Below are 22,004 nucleotides of genomic sequence, written 5' to 3'. Positions count from 1 at the left end.
ATGTCCCGTTGATTGCAGAGGCTATGCATGCCCGAAAGCGCCGGAAGGGTCAACGAAGCTCAAACAGCATGCCCGTTGCAATTGCGGATCATATTTCTTTCCTCCGCACCGGCCATCCTGTAAAACCCTGATCCGATGAGCCAGTTAAGCACCATGGACGCAGTCCCGAACAGAATTGAAGACCGGCGGTCCGCCTGCCCCGGATTGTTTCGCATGGCCAAGGCGCTTGATGGCGCGATATGCCGGGTGAAACTGACGTTCGGTACGCTGAGTGCCGAACAGGCGCACCGCATTGCCGATGCAGCCCGGCAGTTCGGCAATGGCGTCATCGAGATCACCAACCGGGCCAACCTGCAGATTCGCGGCGTGCGGCCCGATACGGAAAATCCGCTGATCGCAGCGCTGCTGGCCGCCGGGCTCGGGCCATTGACCGACCGGGGCGACGATGTGCGCAATGTCATGGTCAGCCCGATCGCCGGTGTCGTGCCGGGCAGTTTCGACGTGCGGCCGCTGGCCTTGCAGCTGCTCGAAATCCTGCAGACCGATGCCTCCTACCAGCGCCTGTCGCCGAAATTTTCCATTCTCGTCGACGGCGGCGAAAGCGTTGCTATGGTGGAGCATCCCCACGATATCTGGCTGAGCGCAATCGGCGCAGAGAGCCCCCGGTTTGCCCTGGGCGTTGCCGGCATACCGCCGACGGGAGCGGATGATACGCCCGCCCTCGGCAGTGTCGGCGCATCCCGGGCCATGCAGCTGGTTACGGCGATTCTCGATGCGTTCATCGACTGGAATGCCGCCAATCCGGCGGCGTCGCGGCTCCGCCACATGATCGCAGCCATCGGGCGCGACGCATTCGCCGCCCAGCTGGAAAAGCGTCTGAATTTTTCAATACGCAATGAACAGGCCGATCAATGGCGCCGGTCCTTGCCCCGCCCGCACGGTCATCTCGGCCTGATGCCGGAACGCGGCAGCGACCACCGCCTTGCCGGCGCCATGCCGCCGCTCGGGCGCCTTGATCCCGACAGGCTGGACGCCGTGGCGGCACTGGCTGCAAAAAACAGCAATGGAAAGCTGCTGATAACGCCGTGGCAGAGCATAATGTTGCCTGAAGTGCCCGAAGCCACGGCATCGCAAACAGTGCGGGAGCTTGAAGCCCTTGGGTTCGCCGCCCGGCCGGATAGTCCGCTTGCAACCATGATCAGTTGTTCAGGCTCCGCCGGTTGCGGATCGGCGCTCGGCGCAACGCAGGCCGATGGCCTCAAGCTCGGCGCATTGCTGCGCAAGATGGCTCCTGATATGGCGGTTCACCTGACCGGCTGCGCCAAATCCTGCGCCTCGCCTTCGGCAAAACCGGTCACGCTGGTTGCAACCGAACCGGGGTACTACAACATATTTCTGCGTGCGACCAATGGACCGTCGCGTTTTGGCAAGCTATTGGCTGCACATGTTACTATCGAGGAAGCTGCCGACTGGATCGGCAACCTTCCGTTGAATTCCCGGCCATTGACCCAAAGGCCGCTCACTTCCGGCTCTGGGGGGCCACCGCATGCTTGACTATATCCGCGACGGTCAGGCGATCTATGATCGCTCCTTCGCCATCATCCGCTCCGAGGCCGATCTCAGCCGCATTCCCGCCGATCTGGAAAAGCTGGCCGTGCGTGTCGCCCATGCCTGCGGCATGGTCGATGTGATCGGGGACCTCGCCTTTTCCGAAGGCGCGGGCGCAGCGGGTGTTGCCGCACTCGCCAACGGCGCACCCATCCTGTGCGATGCCCGCATGGTGCTCGAAGGGGTGACGCGCGCGCGCCTGCCCGCCAACAATGACGTCATCTGCACGCTCTCGGACCCGTCCGTCGCGGCCCTCGCCCGCGACATGGGCAATACCCGTTCGGCGGCGGCGCTCGAACTGTGGCGCCCGCATCTCGCCGGTGCCGTGGTGGCCTTCGGCAATGCGCCGACCGCCCTGTTCCGTCTCCTCGAAATGCTCGATGAAGGCGCGCCGAAACCCGCGCTCATTCTCGGCTTTCCCGTCGGCTTCGTCGGCGCGATGGAATCGAAGGCGGCGCTGGCCGAAAACAGCCGCGGCGTTCCCTTCGTCGTCGTGCACGGACGGCGGGGTGGCAGCGCCATGGCCGCAGCCGCACTCAACGCACTCGCTTCGGAGAAAGAATAATGCCGCAGCCTGGACGGCTTTTCGGACTGGGCGTTGGTCCCGGCGATCCCGAACTCATTACCCTCAAGGCCCTGCGGCTGCTGCAGGCGGCGCCGGTTGTCGCCTACCACGCGGCCAAGGGCAAGAAGGGCAATGCGCTGACCATCGTCGAGACCTATCTCAACGACAACCAATTGCTTGTGCCGCTGATCTATCCGGTCACCACGGAAAAGCTGCCCGCGCACATGAACTATGAAGCCATCGTCAGCGATTTCTACGGCGAGATCACCGAACGTCTCAAAACGCATCTGGATGCGGGCAAGGATGTCGCCGTCATTGCCGAGGGCGATCCGTTCTTCTACGGCTCCTTCATGTATATCCACGACCGGCTGGCCGAACAGTATGAGACGGAAGTCGTGCCCGGCGTCTGCTCCATTCTGGGTGGCGCGGCCGTGCTCGGTGCGCCATTGGTCTACCGCAACCAGACATTGACGGTGCTCTCCGGCGTGCTTCCGGCCCATGAGCTGAAAACCCGCCTCGCCGCGACGGAAGCGGCCGCCATCATGAAGCTCGGCAAGAATCTGGCGAAGGTGCGTGACGTCATCGCCGACCTCGGGCTGATGGACCGCGCCCTTTACGTCGAGCGCGCCACCATGGACGCGCAGCGCATTGTGCCGTTGCGCGATGTCGATCCGGAGTCCTCACCCTATTTCTCGCTCATCCTGGTGCCTGGCGAGAAATGGCAGGGTGGCGGCGAATGACAGCCCCGCTGGTCCTGATGGTTTTGAGCGCGCAGGGCATGGAAACAGCGCTGCGGATCAAGGCTGACTATCCCGAAGCGGTCATTCACGGGCTGGAAGGCCGCGTGCAGGGTGCCGATCACACCTACACCAATTTCGGCGAAACGCTGCGCACGCACTACCGCAACGGCAACGCCGTTGCCGCCCTGTGCTCCGCCGGCATCACCATCCGCGCGCTTGCACCGTTGCTGGAAAACAAGGGCGGCGAACCGCCGGTACTCGCCATTGCCGATGACGGCAGCGCCGTGGTGCCGCTGCTTGGCGGAACCACCGGCGTCAATGTGCTGGCGCGGCAGCTTTCTACAATTCTTCGCGTATCGCCTGCAATCACCACATCGGGCGAATTGCGCTTCGGCACCTGCCTGCTCAATCCGCCGGCGGAATTCCATCTGCAGAACCCCGAGGACGGCAAGCGCTTCATCGCCGATCTTCTCGCCGGCCAGACCGTGCGGATCGATGGTCCGGCGCCATGGCTGGAAGAGGCGCGCCTGCCGGTCGCCGATAACGGCACGATGCATATCCGCGTCACACCGTCGGATAGTACCCCGCAGAAGAACGAGCTGGTCTTTCATCCCAAGGTGGCGGTTGTCGGCATTGCCGGTGATTTCAGTGCTGAAGAGGTGCGGGCCGCGCTTGCGGCGGAGAATATCGCGCTTGCTTCCGTCGTCTGCCTTGCCGCCAGCGAAGAACGCAGTGCAAGCGCCCCGCTCCACCATCTTGCGGCTGAGCTTGGCCTGCCGCTGCGGCTGCTTCCGGCAAACGGAAACAGTGCCGGAGATATCCTATCGGCCTTCATCAAGGAGCCGGTGCGCCAAAGCGGCAACGATAGGCTTGCCATCGCCGTTGCGGCCACGCCCGATGACGTGACACGCGCCGGACATCGGCGCGGCCGCCTTGCGGTCATCGGCCTTGGACCCGGTGACCCTGACTTCATGATCCCGGCCGTCAGGCAGGAACTGCAGCGTGCCGAGGACGTTCTCGGTTACGAGACCTATGTACGCATGGCCGGGTCTTTCCGGCCCGATCAAATCATTCACATGACGGACAATCGCGAGGAAATGCAGCGTGCCCGCCACGCGTTCGAACTAGCCGCCTCCGGCCGTTCCGTGGTGATGATTTCATCCGGCGATCCCGGTGTGTTCGCCATGGCTGCCGCCGTGGTCGAGGCCTTGCATGAATCCGACAATCCGGCCTGGCACGGGGTCGACCTGCAGATTCTTCCCGGCGTTTCCGCCGCGATGGCGGCCGCCAGCCGCAGCGGTGCACCGCTCGGCCATGATTTCTGCATCCTGTCGCTGTCCGACAATCTGAAACCGTGGGACATCATTGAAAAGCGTATCGCGTTGGCGGCCGAAGCGGATTTCGCCATGGCCTTCTACAATCCGATCTCCAAACCGCGCCCCTGGCAATTGCCGCGCGCCATCGAAATCCTGCGCCAGCACCGGGCGCCGCAAACGCCCATCGTGCTTGGCCGCGACATCGGCCGTCCGGCGGAAACCCTGCGCGTCATCACCCTGGCGGACCTCACACCCGAGCAGGTCGACATGCGCACGGTCATTCTCGTTGGATCATCCCTCACCCGGAGCTTTGACCGGGTGGATGGCGGCCAGTGGGTCTATACTCCGCGCTGGTACGGAACCAAGCCCGCCGGTTGAAGGGAATCTCATCGCCCGGTGACGAAAGATCATTTGACCGGGCACCCGAATGCCGGAAAAAGGACTGAGCGCTTCGCATTTGTGTCGACGCGTTTCTTCCGCCCTCACTATGATCGCCGTCCATTGTCGCCCGTATCCCTGGAGTTTCCCATGCCAAACAAGAACTATGTCCTCACCCTGTCGTGCGAAGACAAGCCGGGGATCGTGGCATCGGTGACGACGGAGCTGGCGGCGCTGGATGCCAATATCGCCGAGAGCAACCAGTTCTGGGACCGCCAGACCAACCGCTTCTTCATGCGCATCGCCTTTGCCGCCTCGGAAGAAACCTCCAAGGACGATGTCGAGCGGGCGCTGAAGCCAGCCATCGAGCGCTTCGGCATGAAGACCACGCTGATCGACCAGGCCAAGAAGCCGAAGATCGTCATCATGGTGTCGAAGTTCGACCATGCGCTGTTGCACCTGTTCTACCAGATCAAGGTCGGCTGGCTCGATGCGGAAGTGGCCGCCATCGTCTCCAACCACGAGGACAGCCGCCGCTTTGCCGAGCATGAGGGCATCCCCTACCACGTGCTGCCCGTGTCGAAGGACAACAAGACGGCGCAGGAGGAGGCGCTGCTGAAGATCGTCAAGGACACCGGCGCCGATCTCGTCATCCTCGCCCGCTACATGCAGGTGCTGTCGGACAACCTGTCAAAACGGCTGTTCGGCAAGGTGATCAACATCCACCATTCATTCCTGCCGAGCTTCAAGGGGGCAAAGCCCTATCACCAGGCGTTCGAGCGCGGGGTGAAGCTGATCGGCGCGACGGCGCATTATGTCACGCCCGACCTCGACGAGGGCCCGATCATCGAACAGGAGACCGAGCGGGTCAGCCATGCCATGAGCGCCGAGGACTTTGTCGCCACCGGCCGCGATATCGAGAGCCGGGTGCTCGCCCGTGCCGTCAAGAAGCACCTCGAATCCCGCGTCATGCTCAATGGCCACAAGACCGTGGTGTTCGGCTAGGGCTTTTCCGCAAAATAGTGTTCCAGATTGGTGACGACGCGATCCGCCATGGCGCGGCGCGTCTCCAGCGTGGCGCTGCCCATATGCGGCTGCAGCACGACATTGTCGAGCTTGAACAGGGCTTCCGGCACGGACGGCTCATCGGCGAACACATCAAGTCCGGCGCGGCCAAGTTCGCCCGATTGCAGCAGTTCCACCAGCGCCGCCTCGTCGACCACCGTGCCGCGCGCCACATTGACGAATGTTCCGTCTGGACCGAGCGCCTGCAGGACCTCGCGGGAAATCACGCCCCGTGTTGCCTCGCCGCCCGGCAGGATGGCGATGAGAGCGGCGCTGTCGCGGGCGAGCTCGACGAGATTGTCGTAATAGGCATAGGGCGCGTCAGCCTTCCTGCTGCGGGTGTGGTAGGCAACGTCGCATCCGAATGCCAGAAGCTTCTTGGCGATGACGCTGCCGATACGCCCGAGCCCGACAAGACCGACGCGCTTGCCTTCGATACCCAGCGCCAGCGGTGCGCTTTCGCCCCTGGCCCAGCGCCCCTCGCGCACAAACCGATCGTTCTTGACCAGATCGCGCGTCGCGGCGAGCAGCAGCAGCAGCGCCATGTTGGCCGTGTCTTCATTCAGCACATCGGGCGTATTGGCGACCCGGATTCCCCTGGTATTGGCATAGGCGACATCCAGCGAGTCCGTTCCGACACCGAAGGACGAAATGATCTCCACCTGAGGCAACAGGTCGATCATATCGGCGGTGATGCCGGTGAACGTGCTGGTCACCGCAGCGCGAAAACGCCCGGCATTCTCCTGCAGGAATTTCAGCGCATCCTTTTCCGCGTAGAGTTTCTCCACCGCATATCTTTTCTCCAGCTCCGCCAGCAGATAGGGCATGAGGGGGCCGAGCACGAGAACCGGTTGTTTTGTCATGAATGGATATCCTTCGGAAAATAACGAGCCAGGAGCGCGATCATAGCCAAATCGCCGGGCTTATGCCAAACCCTCAATAAGAATTTACCTGTAAAGCAATTAATCGTATATGACTTTTGGCACGTTCTGACAATTCTCGTGCTTGTCTTCCCAACCTTGCTATTGTCGAAAATCAAAAACAGAAACCTCCGGACGGAACCCATGCCCAAGACCGTTGAAATTGCCGATTTGAAGAGAATTGCCCAGCGCCGCGTGCCGAAAATGTTTTTCGACTATGCGGATTCCGGTGCCTGGACGGAAAGCACCTACCGCGCCAACGAGGAGGATTTCCGCAAGATCCAGCTGCGCCAGCGCGTGGCCGTCGATATGAGCGACCGGACACTGGAAAGCACCATGGCGGGCCAGACGGTCTCCATGCCGGTTGCCCTCGCCCCGACCGGCCTGACCGGCATGCAGCATGCGGACGGCGAAATGCTGGCGGCGCAGGCGGCCGAGGAATTCGGCGTGCCGTTCACCCTGTCGACCATGAGCATCTGTTCCATCGAGGACGTCGCCTCGGTGACGAAGAAGCCATTCTGGTTCCAGCTCTATGTCATGCGCGACCGCGACTTCGTCAAAGACCTGATCGACCGCGCGAAGGCGGCCAAATGCTCCGCACTGGTGCTGACGCTCGATCTGCAGATTCTCGGCCAGCGCCACAAGGATGTGCGCAACGGACTGTCCGCCCCGCCGAAATTCACCGCCAAGCACATCTGGCAGATGGCCACCCGCCCGCAATGGTGCCTCGGCATGCTGAAGACCGAGCGCCGCACGTTCCGCAATATCGTCGGCCATGCCAAGGGTGTCGGCGATCTCTCTTCGCTCGGCACATGGACGGATGAACAGTTCGACCCGCGCCTGTCCTGGAACGATGTCGCCTGGATCAAGGAACGCTGGGGCGGCAAGCTGATCCTCAAAGGCATTCTCGATGTCGAGGATGCGCGCATGGCCGTCTCGACCGGCGCCGATGCCATTATCGTGTCGAATCACGGCGGCCGCCAGCTGGATGGCGCTCCCTCCTCGATCTCAGCACTCGCCGATATCGTCGACGCGGTCGGCGACAAGATCGAAGTGCTGTTCGATGGCGGCATCCGCTCCGGTCAGGATGTGCTGAAGGCGCTCGCCATCGGCGCCAAGGGCACCTTCATCGGCCGCGCCTTCCTCTACGGGCTGGGTGCCGGCGGCAAGCAGGGCGTCACGCAAGCTCTGGAGATTATCCGCAACGAGCTCGACGTCACCATGGCGCTGTGCGGCGAACGCGACGTCAAGAACCTTGACCGCAACAATCTTTACAAGAGCGGCCTTGAAACCAGGCCGCGCGCGGCCGCGCCCAGGAAAAAGCGTGCCTGATACGATCAATGGCCGGTGCAAACCGGCCAGACATTCTTCTTCGCAATTCAGGTGAGTGGTACGCCCAAGGGGAATCGAACCCCTGTTTGCGCCGTGAGAGGGCGCCGTCCTGACCGCTAGACGATGGGCGCGCAGTCGATTGCGCGGGTATAATCAAGCAAATCGAAAAGTGCAATGACCATTTGCAAGAGAATGGTCATTGCTGCGGTCTGCAATATCTAATTGGCCGCTTCCGAAATGCGCGCCACGACGCGTTTTGTCGCCACGTCATAGACGAGAATCTGCCGCGTGCCGTTTGCCAGCCGCGTTTCCAGCGACAGCATCGATCCGGAAAGATTGTGGGACAGCACGCGCGTGCCGGGATCAAGCGTGATGGCTTCACCCACCAGCGCATCGCCGATCGGCTGCCCCGGCGCCTCGGAACGGACCGCTGCCGGTTTGGCCGCGCCGCCCACCGGCTGGTTAATCTTGTAGACAATGGCCGCAAGCACCGCCATAAGACCAATCACCATGATGCCGATGGAAACAGCCAGAAGCCGGATCATCTTGCGGCGCACCCGTTCCATTGCTGGATCGAGCGGCTGCTCTTCCGTTTCCGTATCAGCATTGATATTGGCCATGTATGGCATTCTCCGAGGTTTCGAAACCAAGCCTCTGTAACGAAGGGACGCGGTCTTTGAAAGAGCTAATTACCGATAACGAGGCAACGGGCAAGCGACTTGACGCATGGCTCTCGGCGCAGCTGGCACCGGATCTGTCCCGCAACCGCATCCAGGCGCTCATCGGCGACGGGCAGGTAAGCGTCGACGGCAAGGTCATGCGCGAGACGAAACACAAGCTGCGCGAAGGCATCAGCATCACGGTTGAAATTCCCGAACCGGAAGATGCGACGCCCGCGGGCGAAGACATCGCGCTCGACATTCTCTACGAGGATGCCGACCTGATCGTCATCAACAAGCCCGCCGGTCTCGTGGTACATCCCGGCAACGGCAACTGGACCGGCACGCTGGTCAATGCGCTGATCCACCATTGCGGCGATACGCTGTCCGGCGTCGGCGGCGTGAAACGTCCGGGCATCGTGCACCGTCTCGATAAGGAAACCAGCGGCGTCATGGTCGTGGCCAAGAACGACCTTGCCCACCGCCACCTCAGCGCCCAGTTTGCCGATCACGGCCGCACCGGCGATCTGGAACGCGCCTATCTCGCGCTTGTCTGGGGCACGCCCGACCGCAAGACCGGCACCATCGACGCGCCGCTCGGCCGCTCGCACCGCGACCGCACCAAGCAGGCGGTCGTACATGAGGAACGCGACGATGCCCGCCATGCCGTCACGCATTTCGACGTGCAGGAACGCTTCGGTGCCAAAGAGGATTCGACCGCGGTCGCCTCGCTCATCGAATGCCGCCTCGAAACCGGACGGACCCATCAGATCCGCGTGCACATGGCCCATATCGGCCACCCCCTGGTGGGCGACGTGGAATATGGCAGCGCCTACAAGACCAAGGCCAACAAGCTGGCCGAACCGCTGCAGAGCGTGGTCAAGGGCTTTTCACGGCAGGCACTGCATGCGCAGGTGCTGGCGTTCGAACACCCGTCCACCGGCGAGATCATGCGCTTCGAAGCGGATGTGCCGGAGGATATGGCCGAACTGCTGACCGTATTCCGGACAACTCCGCTTTAGGGATCCCCGCAGAAAAAATCGAAAACACTTGCGGAACTTTATTTCATACCGTACGTTATAGAACGCAGGCGGAAATCTTGACTCTGTTGTTCACGTTTATGTGACAAATTGTTTCGGTTCTTAATGCATCGTGTTTTTGACAAAATGCTACCTATATATGGATAGCACTGGTCCGGTCGTGCCGCGCAATGCGGGCGGCCGGTTGCTGCGAACCCGCCGATAATGGGGGTTCATCTCACAATGAGGAGGGGTGCTCAGTGGCCCAAAATCTTCCAAGTATTGTTGCCGGTGACGGGGGACTGACCCGTTATCTCGAAGAGATTCGCCGTTTTCCCATGCTCGAACCGCAGGAAGAGTACATGCTCGCCAAGCGGTATCTGGAGCATGCCGATCCGAAAGCGGCCCATAGACTCGTGACCAGCCATCTGCGGCTCGTCGCCAAGATTGCCATGGGTTATCGCGGCTACGGCCTGCCAATCGGCGAGGTCATTTCCGAAGGCAATGTCGGCCTGATGCAGGCGGTCAAGCGGTTTGAGCCGGAACGCGGCTTCCGTTTGGCGACCTATGCCATGTGGTGGATCAAGGCCTCGATCCAGGAATATGTCCTGCGCTCGTGGAGCCTGGTCAAGATGGGCACGACAGCCAACCAGAAGCGCCTGTTCTTCAACCTGCGCAAGGTGAAGAGCAAGATTCAGGCGCTGGACGACGGCGACCTCAACCCTGAACAGGTCAAGGAAATAGCCACCCGTCTCAGCGTGTCCGAGGACGAGGTCGTATCGATGAACCGCCGGCTGTCCGGTGACGCATCGCTCAATGCTCCGATCCGCTCTTCCGATGGCGAAGCCGGCGGTGACTGGCAGGACTGGCTGGTTGACGACCACGACAGCGCCGAGGACATGCTGATCGAACAGGATGAGCTCGAAAACCGTCGCGAAATGCTCTCCGGCGCGATGTCATCGCTCAATGACCGCGAACGGCGCATTTTCCAGGCCCGCCGCCTGGCCGACGATCCGGTAACGCTCGAGGACCTGTCGACCGAGTTCGGCATCAGCCGCGAGCGCGTGCGTCAGATCGAAGTGCGTGCTTTCGAGAAGGTGCAGGATGCGGTGAAAGCAGCAGCCAGCAAACAATTGAAGGCGCTGGTTTCGACCGGTTCCGACGCGCGCTGACTAGCGCATCGCGAATGAGACAAGAGGCCTCGGATATCCGGGGCCTTTTGCATTTTCAGCCGCTGCGCCGCCCGTCTCATCCGGCGTTGTAGCAGACGAAAGCCAGTTTGTTGCCGTCCGGATCGCGCGCATAAGCGCCGTAAAAACCCGCGCCGTAATGCGGCCTTCGCCCCGGCGCGCCCTCGTCGCTTCCGCCGTTCTGCATCGCCAGCGCATGGAGCCGGTCGATGATCCCCGCATTGTCGAACAGGAAGGCGGTCATACTGCCATTGCCCACCGTTGCAGCCCCGCCGTCAAAAGGATAGCCGACGAAGAATCGCGGAACGGACTCATCCGCGCGCTTGCCCCATGAAACCGACTGCTCATCGCGCCAGCATTGATCAAGATCCATTGCCGCCATGAGCGGATCATAGAAACGCAGGGATTTTTCCAGGTCATTCGTTCCGATCATCGTGTAGCCGATCATCCCCGTCTCCTCCAAATCCCCCTGCGGACCATGACAATATTGACAAAGACTTGCGCTAAAACCAGCCTGTAGGCAAACGATTCACCACAGGCAGCTTTCCATGTTTACCTTAGAACCCGCCACCGTAGAAGATTTCGACCGGCTTCTGCAATTACGCCTTCGTTGCATGCGTGAAAGCCTGGAACGGATCGGGCGGTTCGACGAGTGGCGCGCCTATGACCGCTTTCGCAATTCATACCGCCCGCACTATACAAGACTCATCATGCGGCCCCAGGGGGAACTGGCCGGATGCGTGGCGATGGGACCGGCAGACGAAGATCTGCTGCTTGAGCATTTCTACATCGCGCCCGAGCAGCAGGGAAAAGGTCTGGGCAGCATGGTTCTGCAGCGGCTGCTCGGCGAAGCCGACGCCGCCGGCCTGCCGATCCGCCTGAGCGTGCTCCAGCAAAGCGACGCCGGACGCTTTTATGCCCGCCACGGTTTTACGCAGACGGGCGAGGACGAATGGGATGTCTATTACCGGCGCCCGCCGCGAACAAGCGGGGAGCCAGCCCGCGAGGTTGGCGGGCAACCCATGGAAAAACAATTGCGATGAAAAAAGGCTCCGTTTTCCACGGAGCCTTTTTCATCGGTCGTTGGGGTGCGACGGACTTAGCCGCCCGCCTTGGCAGCCCATGCTTTCAGCACGTCGTCAAAGGCCTTCTCGCCCGGCAAGCCTTTTTCCAGCGTCAGCAGCGCACGGCGTCCCGTCTTGTAGGCAATCGGGATATCGATCCACGACTGCCGGCGCAGCAGAGCCATGTTGGTATCAACCGCGGTTTTCGCGTCATTCATCGCAATGATGAAGAAGTTGTCGGCAATCTTGGCCGGGATGCCGACGAGCGGACTGCCGGGAGCCTGTTCGGTATCCTTCAGCGTCATGCGCGACACCGCATCGATGGACCCGCCGGGGAACCCTTCGGGAACCGTGAAGATCATTTCGACGAGATGGCTGGCCGGCAGCGTCTTGTCACCGTTGCGGCGGATGACCATACGCAGCTTGATGCCACGGTCCGGGATAGTCACCTCGGCGCGGATTGCCGGTTCGGGCGGCAGATCGTTGCCCGGCGATTCCTGCACCACGGACCAGACGACACCGCCCGCATCCGCCGTGCCGGCATCCTGTCCGGAGCGCTCCTCATAGAAAAATGCCTTCTGGCCGATCGGCAGCGCCGCTGGCGGGGGCGCTGTCTGTCCGGCCGGAGCCGTCGGCTGTCCCTGCGCTGGCGGCTGTGTTGCAGGCTGCTGATCCGGCGTCGACGCGGCAACCGATGTGCCCTCGCCCAGCGACGGCGTGTCGTTGGCCGGGCCCGGATTGATTTCCTGTCCGTCCGGCAACAGCCGCTGCGTCAATTTCGCTTCGGGCTTTGCTTCGCCCGCCGGTGCCGTTGGCGTTGCAGGCTGTGCCGCGGGTTGCGCGGGCTGTTCTGTCTTTGCGGGCGGTGTTGCCGGCTGGTTGCCGGCAGTCTCGGCCGGTTTCGCCGGAGCTTTGTCGCCGCCGCCTGTCAGGCTGGCAAGGTAGGTCTTGACCGATGCGGCCCGTGCAGCGATCTGGTCCTTGTAGGTCCAGCCGGCATAGGCACCGCCGCCAATGAGGACGAGCAGGCCGAGAAGGCTGACCAGGGGAACCAGCGAACGCTTCTGTTTCGGCTGCTTCAGCGGTCCGCGCGAGTAAACGCCATAGTCCGTGGGCCCGCGATCCTCCGGTTTCAGTTCCGGCTCGTCGTCAAGCTCCTCTTCCGGTCCGCGACCGGATTTCAGCTTGCCGGCCATGCCGGAAAAAGATCCGGCAAGGGGGCGCTCATCCGATCGTTCGTTGTGGAACCCGTCCTCCCGGTGCTCGATCGGCTTGGCGCCGCTCGGCGTGTGGGTGGTCAGGAAATCCTCAAGCGCGTCGGACTGGGCGATGGGCTTGGTAAAGGATGGCGCGGGCACGACCGGAGGCGTTGCGACGGGTGCCGGCTTTGGCGGCATCGCCGCAGCAGGCTCCGGCTTTGCCACAACCGGTGCCGGGGCAACCGGCAGCGGCGGCGGTGGTGGCGGAACAGGAGCCGCAACGGGAACCGGGCCGGGGACATGCGTCAGATCGTCGAGAGCAGGCGCGAAATCCGACTCGACTTCGGTGATCGCATCTTCCAGTGCCTGTTTCTGGCGAACGGCGACAGCTTCCGGCGCATTCAGCGTCGCAAGCTTTTGCTCAATCGTTGCGCGAGCCTTTGCATACACACGTTGACGGAGCTCGGGCTTTGGGTCCGCGAGCCCGTCAATTGTCTTTCTCAATACTGCAACGAAATCAGCCATTCACCCAAACCTATGGTTTTGTTGTGAGATTAACATCGAAACTCGTTTGTGAGTCTAATCATGAAACGGGTCGGTAACAAGTATTGTGTCGTCCCGTTCCGGGCTGGTCGAAAGCAACGCGATCGGCGCACCGATCAGCTCTTCCAGATAGCGGGCATATTTCACCGCCTGCGCCGGCAGTTCGCTCCAGCTGCGTGCCCCGGCCGTTGTCTCTTTCCAGCCTTCCAGCGTCACATAGATCGGCTTGACGCGCGCCTGCGCGCCCTGGCTGGCCGGGAGGTAATCGATGACCTCGCCATCGAGTTCATAGCTGGTGCAGACCTTGATCTCATCGAGACCGTCAAGCACGTCGAGCTTGGTCAGCGCGATACCGCTGATGCCGTTGTTGGCAACGGCCTGGCGCACCAGCACCGCATCGAACCAGCCGCAACGGCGCTTGCGTCCGGTGACGACGCCGAATTCATGGCCGCGCTGGCCGAGGAATTCGCCAACTTCATTCTGCTGTTCGGTCGGGAACGGACCTTCGCCGACGCGGGTCGTATAGGCCTTGGTGATGCCGAGAACATAGTGCAGCGAGCCGGGTCCGATGCCGGAACCGGCGGATGCCTGACCGGCCACGGTGTTCGACGATGTTACGAACGGATAGGTGCCATGGTCGATATCGAGCAGGGTACCCTGCGCGCCTTCGAACAGGATGCGCTCGCCGGCCCGCTTCTTCTGGTCGAGAACATACCAGACGCGGTCCATGAACGGGATGATGTGCGGCGCGGCCTCAAGCAGTTCGGCCAGCAGCTTGGAACCATCGACTTCCTCGATGCCGAGACCGCGGCGCAGCGGATTGTGATGGGCCAGCAGCCGTTCGATCTTCGCCGGAAGCGTGTCGGGGTCAGCCAGATCAAGCACGTGAATGGCGCGGCGGCCGACCTTGTCTTCATAGGCCGGACCGATGCCGCGGCCGGTCGTGCCGATTTTGGTGCCGGAATTGGAGGCTTCGCGGCGGCGGTCAAGCTCGCCATGGATCGACAGGATCAGTGTCGTGTTCTCGGCGATCTTCAGCGTTTCCGGCGTGATGACAACGCCCTGCGCCTCGAGCTTTTTCTTTTCAGCGATGAATGCATGCGGATCGAAGACAACACCGTTGCCGATGATCGAGAGCTTGCCCTTGCGCACCACGCCCGATGGCAACAGCGACAGCTTGTAGGTGACACCATCGACAACCAGCGTATGGCCGGCATTGTGCCCGCCCTGAAAGCGGACAATGATATCGGCCCGTTCGGAAAGCCAATCGACAATCTTGCCCTTGCCCTCGTCACCCCACTGGGAGCCGATCACCACAACATTTGCCATTCAAAACTCCTCGAGTCATAACCTCGTCATGCATTTTTTGCTAAATGCGGTGCTTCTATACAGGCTGGTTCATAAAAGCGCGACAATTCTTTCGGCTGAAGCGTGGCCAATTTGCCATTATTAAACGAATAAACCTATTGTTCTGGCCACACCGCAACACTTCTCCCGCCAAAGTATAAGCAGCCCGCCATGAATCGCACCGCATACATCTTTCTGCTCGTGACCGCCCTGCTGTGGGGTGGCAATGCCGTGGCGGGCAAGCTCGCGGTCGGCCACATATCACCGATGCTTTTGACCATGCTGCGCTGGCTTATCGCCTTCGCGGTCGTCGCCGCAATCAGCGGCAGCCAGGTCAGGCGGGACTGGAAAGTGCTGCGCGCCCATCTGCCGCTACTCGCCGCCCTGGGCGGGTTCGGCTTCACCTTCTTCAACATGGCCCTCTACACCGCCTTGAACTATACCTCGGCCATCAACGTCACCATCGAACAGGCCGGCATGCCGATGGTGATCTTCGTTGCCAACCTGCTGCTGTTCGGCATGGCCGTGCGCCCCGGCCAAATCTTCGGCTTCAGCCTGTCGCTCGTCGGCGTGGCCCTGACCGCCGGGCATGGCAGCTTCCTCAAGCTGGCGGAACTCGAGGTCAACCAGGGCGATGCGCTGATGCTGCTCGCCGTGCTGTTCTACAGTGGCTATACCGTGGCATTGCGGCTTCGCCCGGCCATTCACTGGCAGAGCCTGATGACGGTCATGACGTTCTTTGCCTTTGCCACCGCCATCCCGTTCACGATTTGGGAATGGCTGGACGGCGCGCTGGTCGCACCGGATTTCACCGGCACGATGGTCGTGCTTTACACCGCGCTTTTGCCGTCGCTTGCCGCACAGGTGCTGTTCATCAAGGGGGTCGAATATATCGGCGCCAATCGCGCCGGCCTGTTCATCAATGCGGTGCCGATCTTCGGCACGTTGCTGGCCGTGATCCTGCTGGGCGAGGCATTTCACCTCTATCACGCCGTCGCCCTGGTGCTGGTTCTCGGCGGCATCGGCATTGCCGAAATCAGCGGGCGCAAGCACGCCGCCGCCTGATCAGGCAAGCCTGCCCAGCATGAAACAGGCATCATCCGAATAGGATTTGAGTTTTGCATCGAGTTCCGGCCGGTGCACCACCGCGAAACCCTGCTTCTGCCAGAAGCCGGCGGAATTGTTGACCGAGACCAGCGACATGGTTTCCAGCCCCTCGGCACGCGCCTGATCGGCAAGGATCGACACGATGCGCGCCGCCGCACCGCTGCCGCGCGAGGCGGGCAGGAGCGCGATATCGTGCAGATAATAGGTCGTCGGATGATCCGGCAGGCGCTCGAGCAGGCTGTTCAGGGCCGGCGTGGCAAAGAGCTGCCACGGATGCGTGATCGCATAGCCAAAAAGTTCACCGCCCTGCCCCTCGAGGACAAAGCAGCCTTTGCCGTAAAGACGCATGCGTTCCAGATAGATCGCATCATCCTCGAAAAAATCCGTATGGATGACGGCAGCCATGGCGATGACGGAAGCGAGGTCCCCCGCTTCCATCCGGCGCCAGTTCAGTGTGTGCGTTTGGGATGTCGACATACGCCATCCCTACAATCAGCCGATGTCAAATTCCAGCGGTTTGGCCGAAACAATTGCCTTGTTCACGCGCAGTTCTTCCAGAACATGATCCGGAATCCGCTCATCGAGATAGAGCATGGCGATGGCGTTGCCGCCGGGATTGTCGCGGCCCAGCGAGAAGTTGGCGATGTTGACACCGTTCTTGCCGCAGATCGTGCCGAGCATGCCGATCATGCCTGGTGTGTCGTTGTTGGTCGTGTACAGCATGTGCTGGCCAACTTCGGCATCGAGATTGATGCCCTTGATCTGGATGAAACGCGGCTTGCCGTCGGAAAAACAGGTGCCGGCAATCGAACGGGTCAAAGAAGCGGATTTGACCGTCAGCTTGATATAGCCGTCGAACACACCCGACTTGTCACGGCGCACTTCGGAGAGAATAATGCCCCGCTCCTTCACCATGACCGGTGCCGAAACCATGTTCACATCCGCCACCTGCGGGCGGATCAACCCGGCCAAGGCCGCGCTGACCAGCGCCCGGGTGTTCATCGCGGCGGTGGAACCGTCGAACAGCACTTCCACTTCCTGGATCGGCTCGTCGGTGACCTGACCGACAAAGGCGCCCAGCACTTCCGCCAGTTTGACGAACGGCTTCAGGCGCGGCGCTTCCTCCGCCGTGATCGACGGCATGTTGATCGCGTTGGAAACCGCACCCTTGATCAGGTAGTCCGCCATCTGCTCGGCAACCTGCAGCGCGACATTCTCCTGCGCTTCGCTTGTCGACGCGCCAAGATGCGGCGTGCAGACGACGTTCGGCAGGTTAAACAGCTCGTTCTCCGTCGCAGGTTCCACCTCGAACACGTCGATGCCGGCACCGGCAACCTTGCCCGCCTTCAGGGCCGCGACGAGATCCTTCTCGACGATCAGGCCGCCGCGGGCGCAATTGACGATGCGCACGCCGTCCTTCATCTTGGCGATGGTACCCGCATTGATGATGCCGCGGGTCTTGTCGGTCATCGGCGTGTGCAGGCTGATGAAATCGGCCCGAGCCAGCAGTTCGTCAAGCTCGACCTTCTCGACGCCCAGCTCTTCGGCCCGGCCTTCCGACAGGAACGGATCGAAGGCGATGACGTGCATCTTCAGGCCAACGCCGCGCGTGGCGACAATCGAACCGATATTGCCGCAACCGATGATACCCAGCGTCTTGCCGGTGATCTCGACGCCCATGAAGCGGTTCTTTTCCCACTTGCCGGCACGGGTGGACGCGTCGGCTTCCGGCAGCTCGCGGGCAACCGCGAACATCAGCGCGATGGCATGTTCGGCCGTGGTGATGGAATTGCCGAAAGGCGTGTTCATCACGATGATACCCCGGCGGGACGCGGCGGGAATATCGACATTGTCGACGCCGATACCGGCGCGGCCGATGACCTTCAGGTTGGTGGCGGCGGCAATCAGCTTTTCCGTGACCTTGGTGGCCGAACGGATGGCAAGACCGTCATACTGGCCGATCACTTCGGCCAGCTTTTCCTTGTCCTTGCCGAGATCAGGCAGGTAATCGACCTCTACGCCACGATCCTTGAAGATCTGAACGGCGGTCGGGGAGAGTTTATCGGATACGAGTACGCGCGGTGCCATCATGGCCTCCATCGTTGAATCGGTGAAATTTTGAATGGGGGTGACCGCACCGGGTGCGGTCACATCAAGCCGGAAAAATCAGGCAGCCTGTTTCAGCGCGGCCTTTTGCGACTGGAATGCCCAGTCGAGCCACAGCGTCAGCGCTTCGAGATCGGCCGTTTCGACCGTCGCACCCGCCCAGATGCGCAGCCCCGACGGAGCATCGCGATAGGCGCCGATATCATAGGCAACGCCTTCCTTCTCCAGAACCGCAACCAGGTTCTTGGCGAAATTGGCCTGGGCATCCTTGTCTAGCGCCGTGATCTCGGGATCGACGATGGTCAGGCACACGGACGTGTTGGACCGGGTTGCCGGGACCTTTGCCAGGTTGGCAATCCATGGCGTGCGTTCGACAAAGGCATCGAGTGCGGCAAAGTTGCGGTCGGCGCGGCCGACAAGTCCATCCAGACCGCCGAGCGATTTTGCCCAGTTCAGCGCATCGATGTAATCCTCGACGCAGAGCATCGACGGCGTGTTGATGGTTTCACCGGAGAAAATACCTTCGATCAGCTTGCCGCCGGAGGTCAGGCGGAAAATCTTCGGCAGCGGCCAGGCGGGCTTGTAGCTTTCCAGCCGTTCAACGGCGCGCGGGCTGAGGATCAGCATGCCGTGCGCACCCTCGCCGCCGAGCACTTTCTGCCAGGAGAAGGTGACGACATCGAGCTTGTCGAAATCAAGACGCTGCGCAAACGCCGCCGAGGTGGCGTCGCAGATGGTCAGGCCCTTGCGGTCCGCCGGAATGAAATCGCCATTGGGCACCCGCACGCCCGAGGTCGTGCCGTTCCAGGTGAAGACGACATCGTGGTCAAAATCGACTGTTGAAAGGTCGGGCAGTTCGCCGTAGCCGGCTTCGATGGTCCGGGCGTCGCCAAGCTTCAGCTGCTTGACCACGTCGGTGATCCAGCCCGCGCCAAAGCTTTCCCAGGCAACCATGTCGACGCCGCGCTCGCCGAGCAGCGACCACAGGGCCATCTCGACAGCGCCGGTATCGGACGCCGGAACAATGCCGATACGGTAATCGGCGGGAACTTGCAGGATATCGCGGGTAAGATCGATCGCCTGTTTCAGCTTCGTCTTGCCGACCTTGGCGCGATGCGAGCGGCCAAGCGGTGCGTCGGAAAGCGCTTGAAGCGACCATCCGGGACGTTTTGCACAGGGACCTGATGAAAAATTCGGGTTAGCCGGGCGCTGCGCCGGCTTTACAAGCGTCGTCATGTTTTCTCCTATCCTCACAGATAGCACGCCTCTCGTTGGGGAGAGGTGGCCCACTCCGGGAACTAGGAGAAATGTCGTTCACAGTCAAGAAATATGTTTGGGTGCGACATTAAATCTGCAAGGACCGGCAGACTGCAACACAAACGAAAACGGCAGGAGCAATGCTCCTGCCGCCCGAAAAACCAAGTCGTTTCAATCAGAAAGCGTAGCGTACGCCGACCTTGAAATCATGCGACGTGATGTCCTTGAATTTGAACGGCTCAGGATTGGCGCGTGTGAAACGATCATCATAATTATGCGCATTGGCAGTCTGGCCATCGCCAAGATTGACGTAGCTGTACCCGACATCGATGGTCATGCGGTCCGTTGCCTTGATGCCGACACCGGCATGCAGTGCCCATGCGAAGTTCCACTGCGAGGCACTGTCGGCATAACCGCCGCCGCCATTGAGTATGTTGTCATCGGTGAAGTTGGAGATCGTATTGCGCGACGCACCGATACCACCACCGACATAGGGGGTTATGCCGCTGAATGTGCCAAGATCCGCATAGGCGTTGGCCAGGAACAGCCATTCGGATTTCTTCGCATGGTATTGATTGGTTCCATACTGACCCAGCGCGGGATTGGAATAGAAATCAAGGGCACTGAATTCGGTCTTGCCGCGATACTGGCCGGTTACGTCAGCACGAAGCCAGTCGTTGAACTGATAACCGACACCGATCTGGCCGGTGATCCCGGCATCGAACGTACCGTCCTCCAGAAAGCCGTGCTGCGCTGCATCGCCGAAGCCGACATAGTCCAGATTGCCGAGGCGCTGGTTGCTCATGCCGATATCGCCGCGCAGATACCATCCGCCGAACTGCTGCACTTCGACCACCGGTACTTCCACCGGATCCGCAGCGTAAGCCGGGATTGCCCCCAGGCATAGCAGAGCTGCACTCGCTGCAGCATATTTATTGATAATGCCCATTTCATATCCCTCGTCAGGCCCAAAAATCGAAACGCAGCGAATGCTACTAAGGTTCTAGAAGGGAATATGGAGGGAAAAAGTTAAATCCCGCTTAACCGTGTTTGTTCACCATGATCATTAACGTTAACAAACCCAATACCGCCGGGCAGATGTGAAAATGGGCCCGCAAAGGGGCCCATTCAGCGCGTTGCGGCTGGCGGCAATCAGGCTGCCGATTTGACCGACGAGATCACCGAAATGATATCATTGACGACGGTATCGACCAGCTGGCTGTCGTCCCCTTCCGCCATGACACGGATCAAGGGCTCCGTTCCCGACGGGCGGATGACCAGACGGCCGGATGTCCCAAGACGGTCGCGGGCATCATCGATCGCCGTCTTGACCTTCTTGTCCTCAAGCGGCTTGCCGCCCGCCGTGCGGATGTTCTTGAGCACCTGGGGCACCGGTTCGAACTTGCGGCAGACCTCGCTGACGGGTTTCCCCTCCTCCTGAACCACGGCCAGAATCTGCAGAGCAGAAACAAGTCCGTCGCCGGTGGTGGAGAAATCAGAAATGACGATATGGCCGGACTGTTCGCCGCCGATGTTGAAGCCATGGTTGCGCATATGCTCGACCACGTAGCGGTCGCCGACATTGGTGCGGGCCAGGGTCAGGCCGCGATCGCCGAGAAAGCGTTCAAAGCCAAGGTTGGACATGACCGTTGCGACAACGCCGCCGCCGACAAGCCGGTCCGATTCCTGCCAGGACTGCGCGATCACCGCCATCAGCTGATCACCATCGATGATCGAGCCCTTCTCATCGACGATGAGCACACGGTCCGCATCGCCATCCAGCGCGATGCCGATATCCGCCCGCACCTCGTGCACCTTCTTGATCAGGCTCAGCGGATGCGTCGAGCCGCAATCCTCGTTGATGTTGGTGCCGTTCGGCTTGTCGTTGATCGTCACGACATCGGCGCCAAGCTCCCACAGGGCAGCGGGCGCGACCTTGTAGGCCGCGCCGTTGGCGCAATCCACGACGACCCTCAAACCGGCGAGCGAGATGTTCTTCGGCATCGTCCGCTTAGCGAACTCGATATAGCGATAGATATCGCCATCAACGCGCTTGGCTCGTCCGAGGGCTTCAAAGCTCGACAACCGCCCCGACAGGTCCTCGTCCATCAGCCGTTCGATCTCAAGCTCGATCTCGTCGGAGAGCTTGAAACCATCCGGGCCGAAAAGCTTGATACCGTTGTCATGGTAGGGATTATGCGAGGCGGAAATCATCACGCCGATATCGGCACGCAACGAGCGGCACAGCATGGCCACGGCGGGCGTCGGTATCGGCCCGAGCAGAAAGACATCCATGCCGGTGGAAGTGAAGCCGGCGACCAGCGCGTTCTCGATCATGTAGCCGGAAAGACGGGTGTCCTTGCCGATCACCACCCGGTTGCGGTGATTGCCGCGCTTGAAGGCGAGGCCGACAGCCATGCCGACCTTCATCGCGATATCCGGTGTCATGGGGTAGGCATTTGCCTGTCCGCGAATACCGTCGGTGCCGAAATATTTTCGAGCCATAATGTCTATCCAAACTGTGCGGCCAACTCTTATCCGGCGGCGCCGGTGTTCAGCCTGTTGTGCTTGTGCCTGATCTTCACGCTT

The 22,004-nt window shown here is 61.2% G+C and carries 20 protein-coding genes and 1 tRNA gene; 10 read left to right on the top strand and 11 right to left on the bottom strand.

Annotation, left to right across the window (positions count from 1 at the left end; all coding sequences use genetic code 11):
* Positions 1–135: 135 nt before the first annotated feature.
* The 5 genes from cobG (at position 136) to purU (ending at position 5,612) form a co-directional block, all read left to right on the top strand.
* Entirely contained in the window at positions 136–1,554 is a 1,419-nt protein-coding gene (gene cobG / locus ACZ25R_RS23430) for a precorrin-3B synthase (RefSeq protein WP_472462355.1), read from the top strand.
* On the top strand, positions 1,547–2,173 hold the full coding sequence (locus ACZ25R_RS23425) for a precorrin-8X methylmutase (RefSeq protein ID WP_472462354.1): 627 nt from the start codon (positions 1,547–1,549) through the stop codon (positions 2,171–2,173). The genes cobG and ACZ25R_RS23425 overlap by 8 nt, the downstream gene beginning before the upstream one ends.
* Positions 2,173–2,913 (top strand): precorrin-2 C(20)-methyltransferase, encoded by a 741-nt coding sequence (locus ACZ25R_RS23420; protein WP_346305830.1) that lies wholly within the window; start codon positions 2,173–2,175, stop codon positions 2,911–2,913. The genes ACZ25R_RS23425 and ACZ25R_RS23420 overlap by 1 nt, the downstream gene beginning before the upstream one ends.
* Entirely contained in the window at positions 2,910–4,607 is a 1,698-nt protein-coding gene (gene cobJ / locus ACZ25R_RS23415) for a precorrin-3B C(17)-methyltransferase (RefSeq protein ID WP_472462353.1), read from the top strand. The genes ACZ25R_RS23420 and cobJ overlap by 4 nt, the downstream gene beginning before the upstream one ends.
* A 150-nt stretch (positions 4,608–4,757) precedes the next feature.
* Entirely contained in the window at positions 4,758–5,612 is an 855-nt protein-coding gene (gene purU, locus ACZ25R_RS23410; RefSeq protein ID WP_403180675.1) for a formyltetrahydrofolate deformylase, read from the top strand.
* Here purU and ACZ25R_RS23405 read toward each other — a convergent pair.
* A complete protein-coding gene (locus ACZ25R_RS23405) occupies positions 5,609–6,535 on the bottom strand; it encodes a 2-hydroxyacid dehydrogenase (RefSeq protein WP_223613635.1) in 927 nt (308 codons plus the stop codon). The genes purU and ACZ25R_RS23405 overlap by 4 nt on opposite strands.
* 201 nt (positions 6,536–6,736) lie before the next feature.
* Between ACZ25R_RS23405 and ACZ25R_RS23400 the strand changes: the two genes are divergently transcribed.
* Positions 6,737–7,924: an alpha-hydroxy acid oxidase gene (locus ACZ25R_RS23400; RefSeq protein WP_472462352.1), complete on the top strand. Its 1,188-nt coding sequence runs from the start codon at positions 6,737–6,739 to the stop codon at positions 7,922–7,924.
* A 56-nt stretch (positions 7,925–7,980) separates the two neighbouring features.
* Here the strand turns inward: ACZ25R_RS23400 and ACZ25R_RS23395 are convergent.
* Positions 7,981–8,055 (bottom strand) — tRNA-Glu (locus ACZ25R_RS23395).
* An 87-nt stretch (positions 8,056–8,142) separates the two neighbouring features.
* Positions 8,143–8,544: a fimbrial protein gene (locus tag ACZ25R_RS23390; RefSeq protein WP_319025543.1), complete on the bottom strand. Its 402-nt coding sequence runs from the start codon at positions 8,542–8,544 to the stop codon at positions 8,143–8,145.
* A gap of 2 nt (positions 8,545–8,546) precedes the next feature.
* Between ACZ25R_RS23390 and ACZ25R_RS23385 the strand changes: the two genes are divergently transcribed.
* Positions 8,547–9,605: an RluA family pseudouridine synthase gene (locus tag ACZ25R_RS23385; RefSeq protein WP_472462351.1), complete on the top strand. Its 1,059-nt coding sequence runs from the start codon at positions 8,547–8,549 to the stop codon at positions 9,603–9,605.
* Between the two features lie 257 nt (positions 9,606–9,862).
* On the top strand, positions 9,863–10,774 hold the full coding sequence (gene rpoH / locus ACZ25R_RS23380) for an RNA polymerase sigma factor RpoH (RefSeq protein WP_223613638.1): 912 nt from the start codon (positions 9,863–9,865) through the stop codon (positions 10,772–10,774).
* A gap of 76 nt (positions 10,775–10,850) precedes the next feature.
* Here rpoH and ACZ25R_RS23375 read toward each other — a convergent pair whose 3' ends face one another.
* Complete coding sequence (locus tag ACZ25R_RS23375) at positions 10,851–11,240, bottom strand: VOC family protein (RefSeq protein WP_472462350.1); 390 nt, start codon at positions 11,238–11,240, stop codon at positions 10,851–10,853.
* Positions 11,241–11,340: 100 nt separating this feature from the next.
* On the opposite strand from ACZ25R_RS23375, the gene ACZ25R_RS23370 reads away from it, so the two are divergent.
* A complete protein-coding gene (locus tag ACZ25R_RS23370) occupies positions 11,341–11,835 on the top strand; it encodes a GNAT family N-acetyltransferase (protein ID WP_472462349.1) in 495 nt (164 codons plus the stop codon).
* A 56-nt stretch (positions 11,836–11,891) separates the two neighbouring features.
* Here ACZ25R_RS23370 and ACZ25R_RS23365 read toward each other — a convergent pair whose 3' ends face one another.
* Entirely contained in the window at positions 11,892–13,580 is a 1,689-nt protein-coding gene (locus tag ACZ25R_RS23365) for a hypothetical protein (RefSeq protein ID WP_472462348.1), read from the bottom strand.
* A gap of 54 nt (positions 13,581–13,634) precedes the next feature.
* Positions 13,635–14,927: an adenylosuccinate synthase gene (locus ACZ25R_RS23360; RefSeq protein WP_223613641.1), complete on the bottom strand. Its 1,293-nt coding sequence runs from the start codon at positions 14,925–14,927 to the stop codon at positions 13,635–13,637.
* Positions 14,928–15,116: 189 nt separating this feature from the next.
* On the opposite strand from ACZ25R_RS23360, the gene ACZ25R_RS23355 reads away from it, so the two are divergent.
* A complete protein-coding gene (locus ACZ25R_RS23355; protein WP_223613642.1) occupies positions 15,117–16,010 on the top strand; it encodes a DMT family transporter in 894 nt (297 codons plus the stop codon).
* On the opposite strand, the gene ACZ25R_RS23350 is transcribed toward ACZ25R_RS23355, so the two are convergent.
* The 5 genes from ACZ25R_RS23350 to glmM all read right to left on the bottom strand — a co-directional run bounded on the left by ACZ25R_RS23350 (position 16,011) and on the right by glmM (position 21,920).
* Positions 16,011–16,529 carry a GNAT family N-acetyltransferase gene (locus ACZ25R_RS23350; protein ID WP_472462347.1) on the bottom strand — a complete coding sequence of 173 codons (519 nt, stop codon included), beginning with the start codon at positions 16,527–16,529 and terminating at the stop codon, positions 16,011–16,013.
* A gap of 15 nt (positions 16,530–16,544) precedes the next feature.
* Entirely contained in the window at positions 16,545–18,140 is a 1,596-nt protein-coding gene (serA, locus tag ACZ25R_RS23345; protein ID WP_464661581.1) for a phosphoglycerate dehydrogenase, read from the bottom strand.
* A 78-nt stretch (positions 18,141–18,218) separates the two neighbouring features.
* A complete protein-coding gene (locus ACZ25R_RS23340) occupies positions 18,219–19,394 on the bottom strand; it encodes a phosphoserine transaminase (protein ID WP_472462346.1) in 1,176 nt (391 codons plus the stop codon).
* A gap of 196 nt (positions 19,395–19,590) precedes the next feature.
* On the bottom strand, positions 19,591–20,364 hold the full coding sequence (locus ACZ25R_RS23335; RefSeq protein WP_464661583.1) for an outer membrane protein: 774 nt from the start codon (positions 20,362–20,364) through the stop codon (positions 19,591–19,593).
* 203 nt (positions 20,365–20,567) lie between these two features.
* Positions 20,568–21,920: a phosphoglucosamine mutase gene (gene glmM / locus ACZ25R_RS23330; protein ID WP_403180631.1), complete on the bottom strand. Its 1,353-nt coding sequence runs from the start codon at positions 21,918–21,920 to the stop codon at positions 20,568–20,570.
* Positions 21,921–22,004 lie beyond the last annotated feature (84 nt).

The organism is Phyllobacterium sp. RCAM01083 (assembly GCF_055685835.1).
The sequence above is the reverse complement of the archived record's forward strand: the minus strand, read 5'-3'. Positions and strand labels throughout refer to the sequence as shown.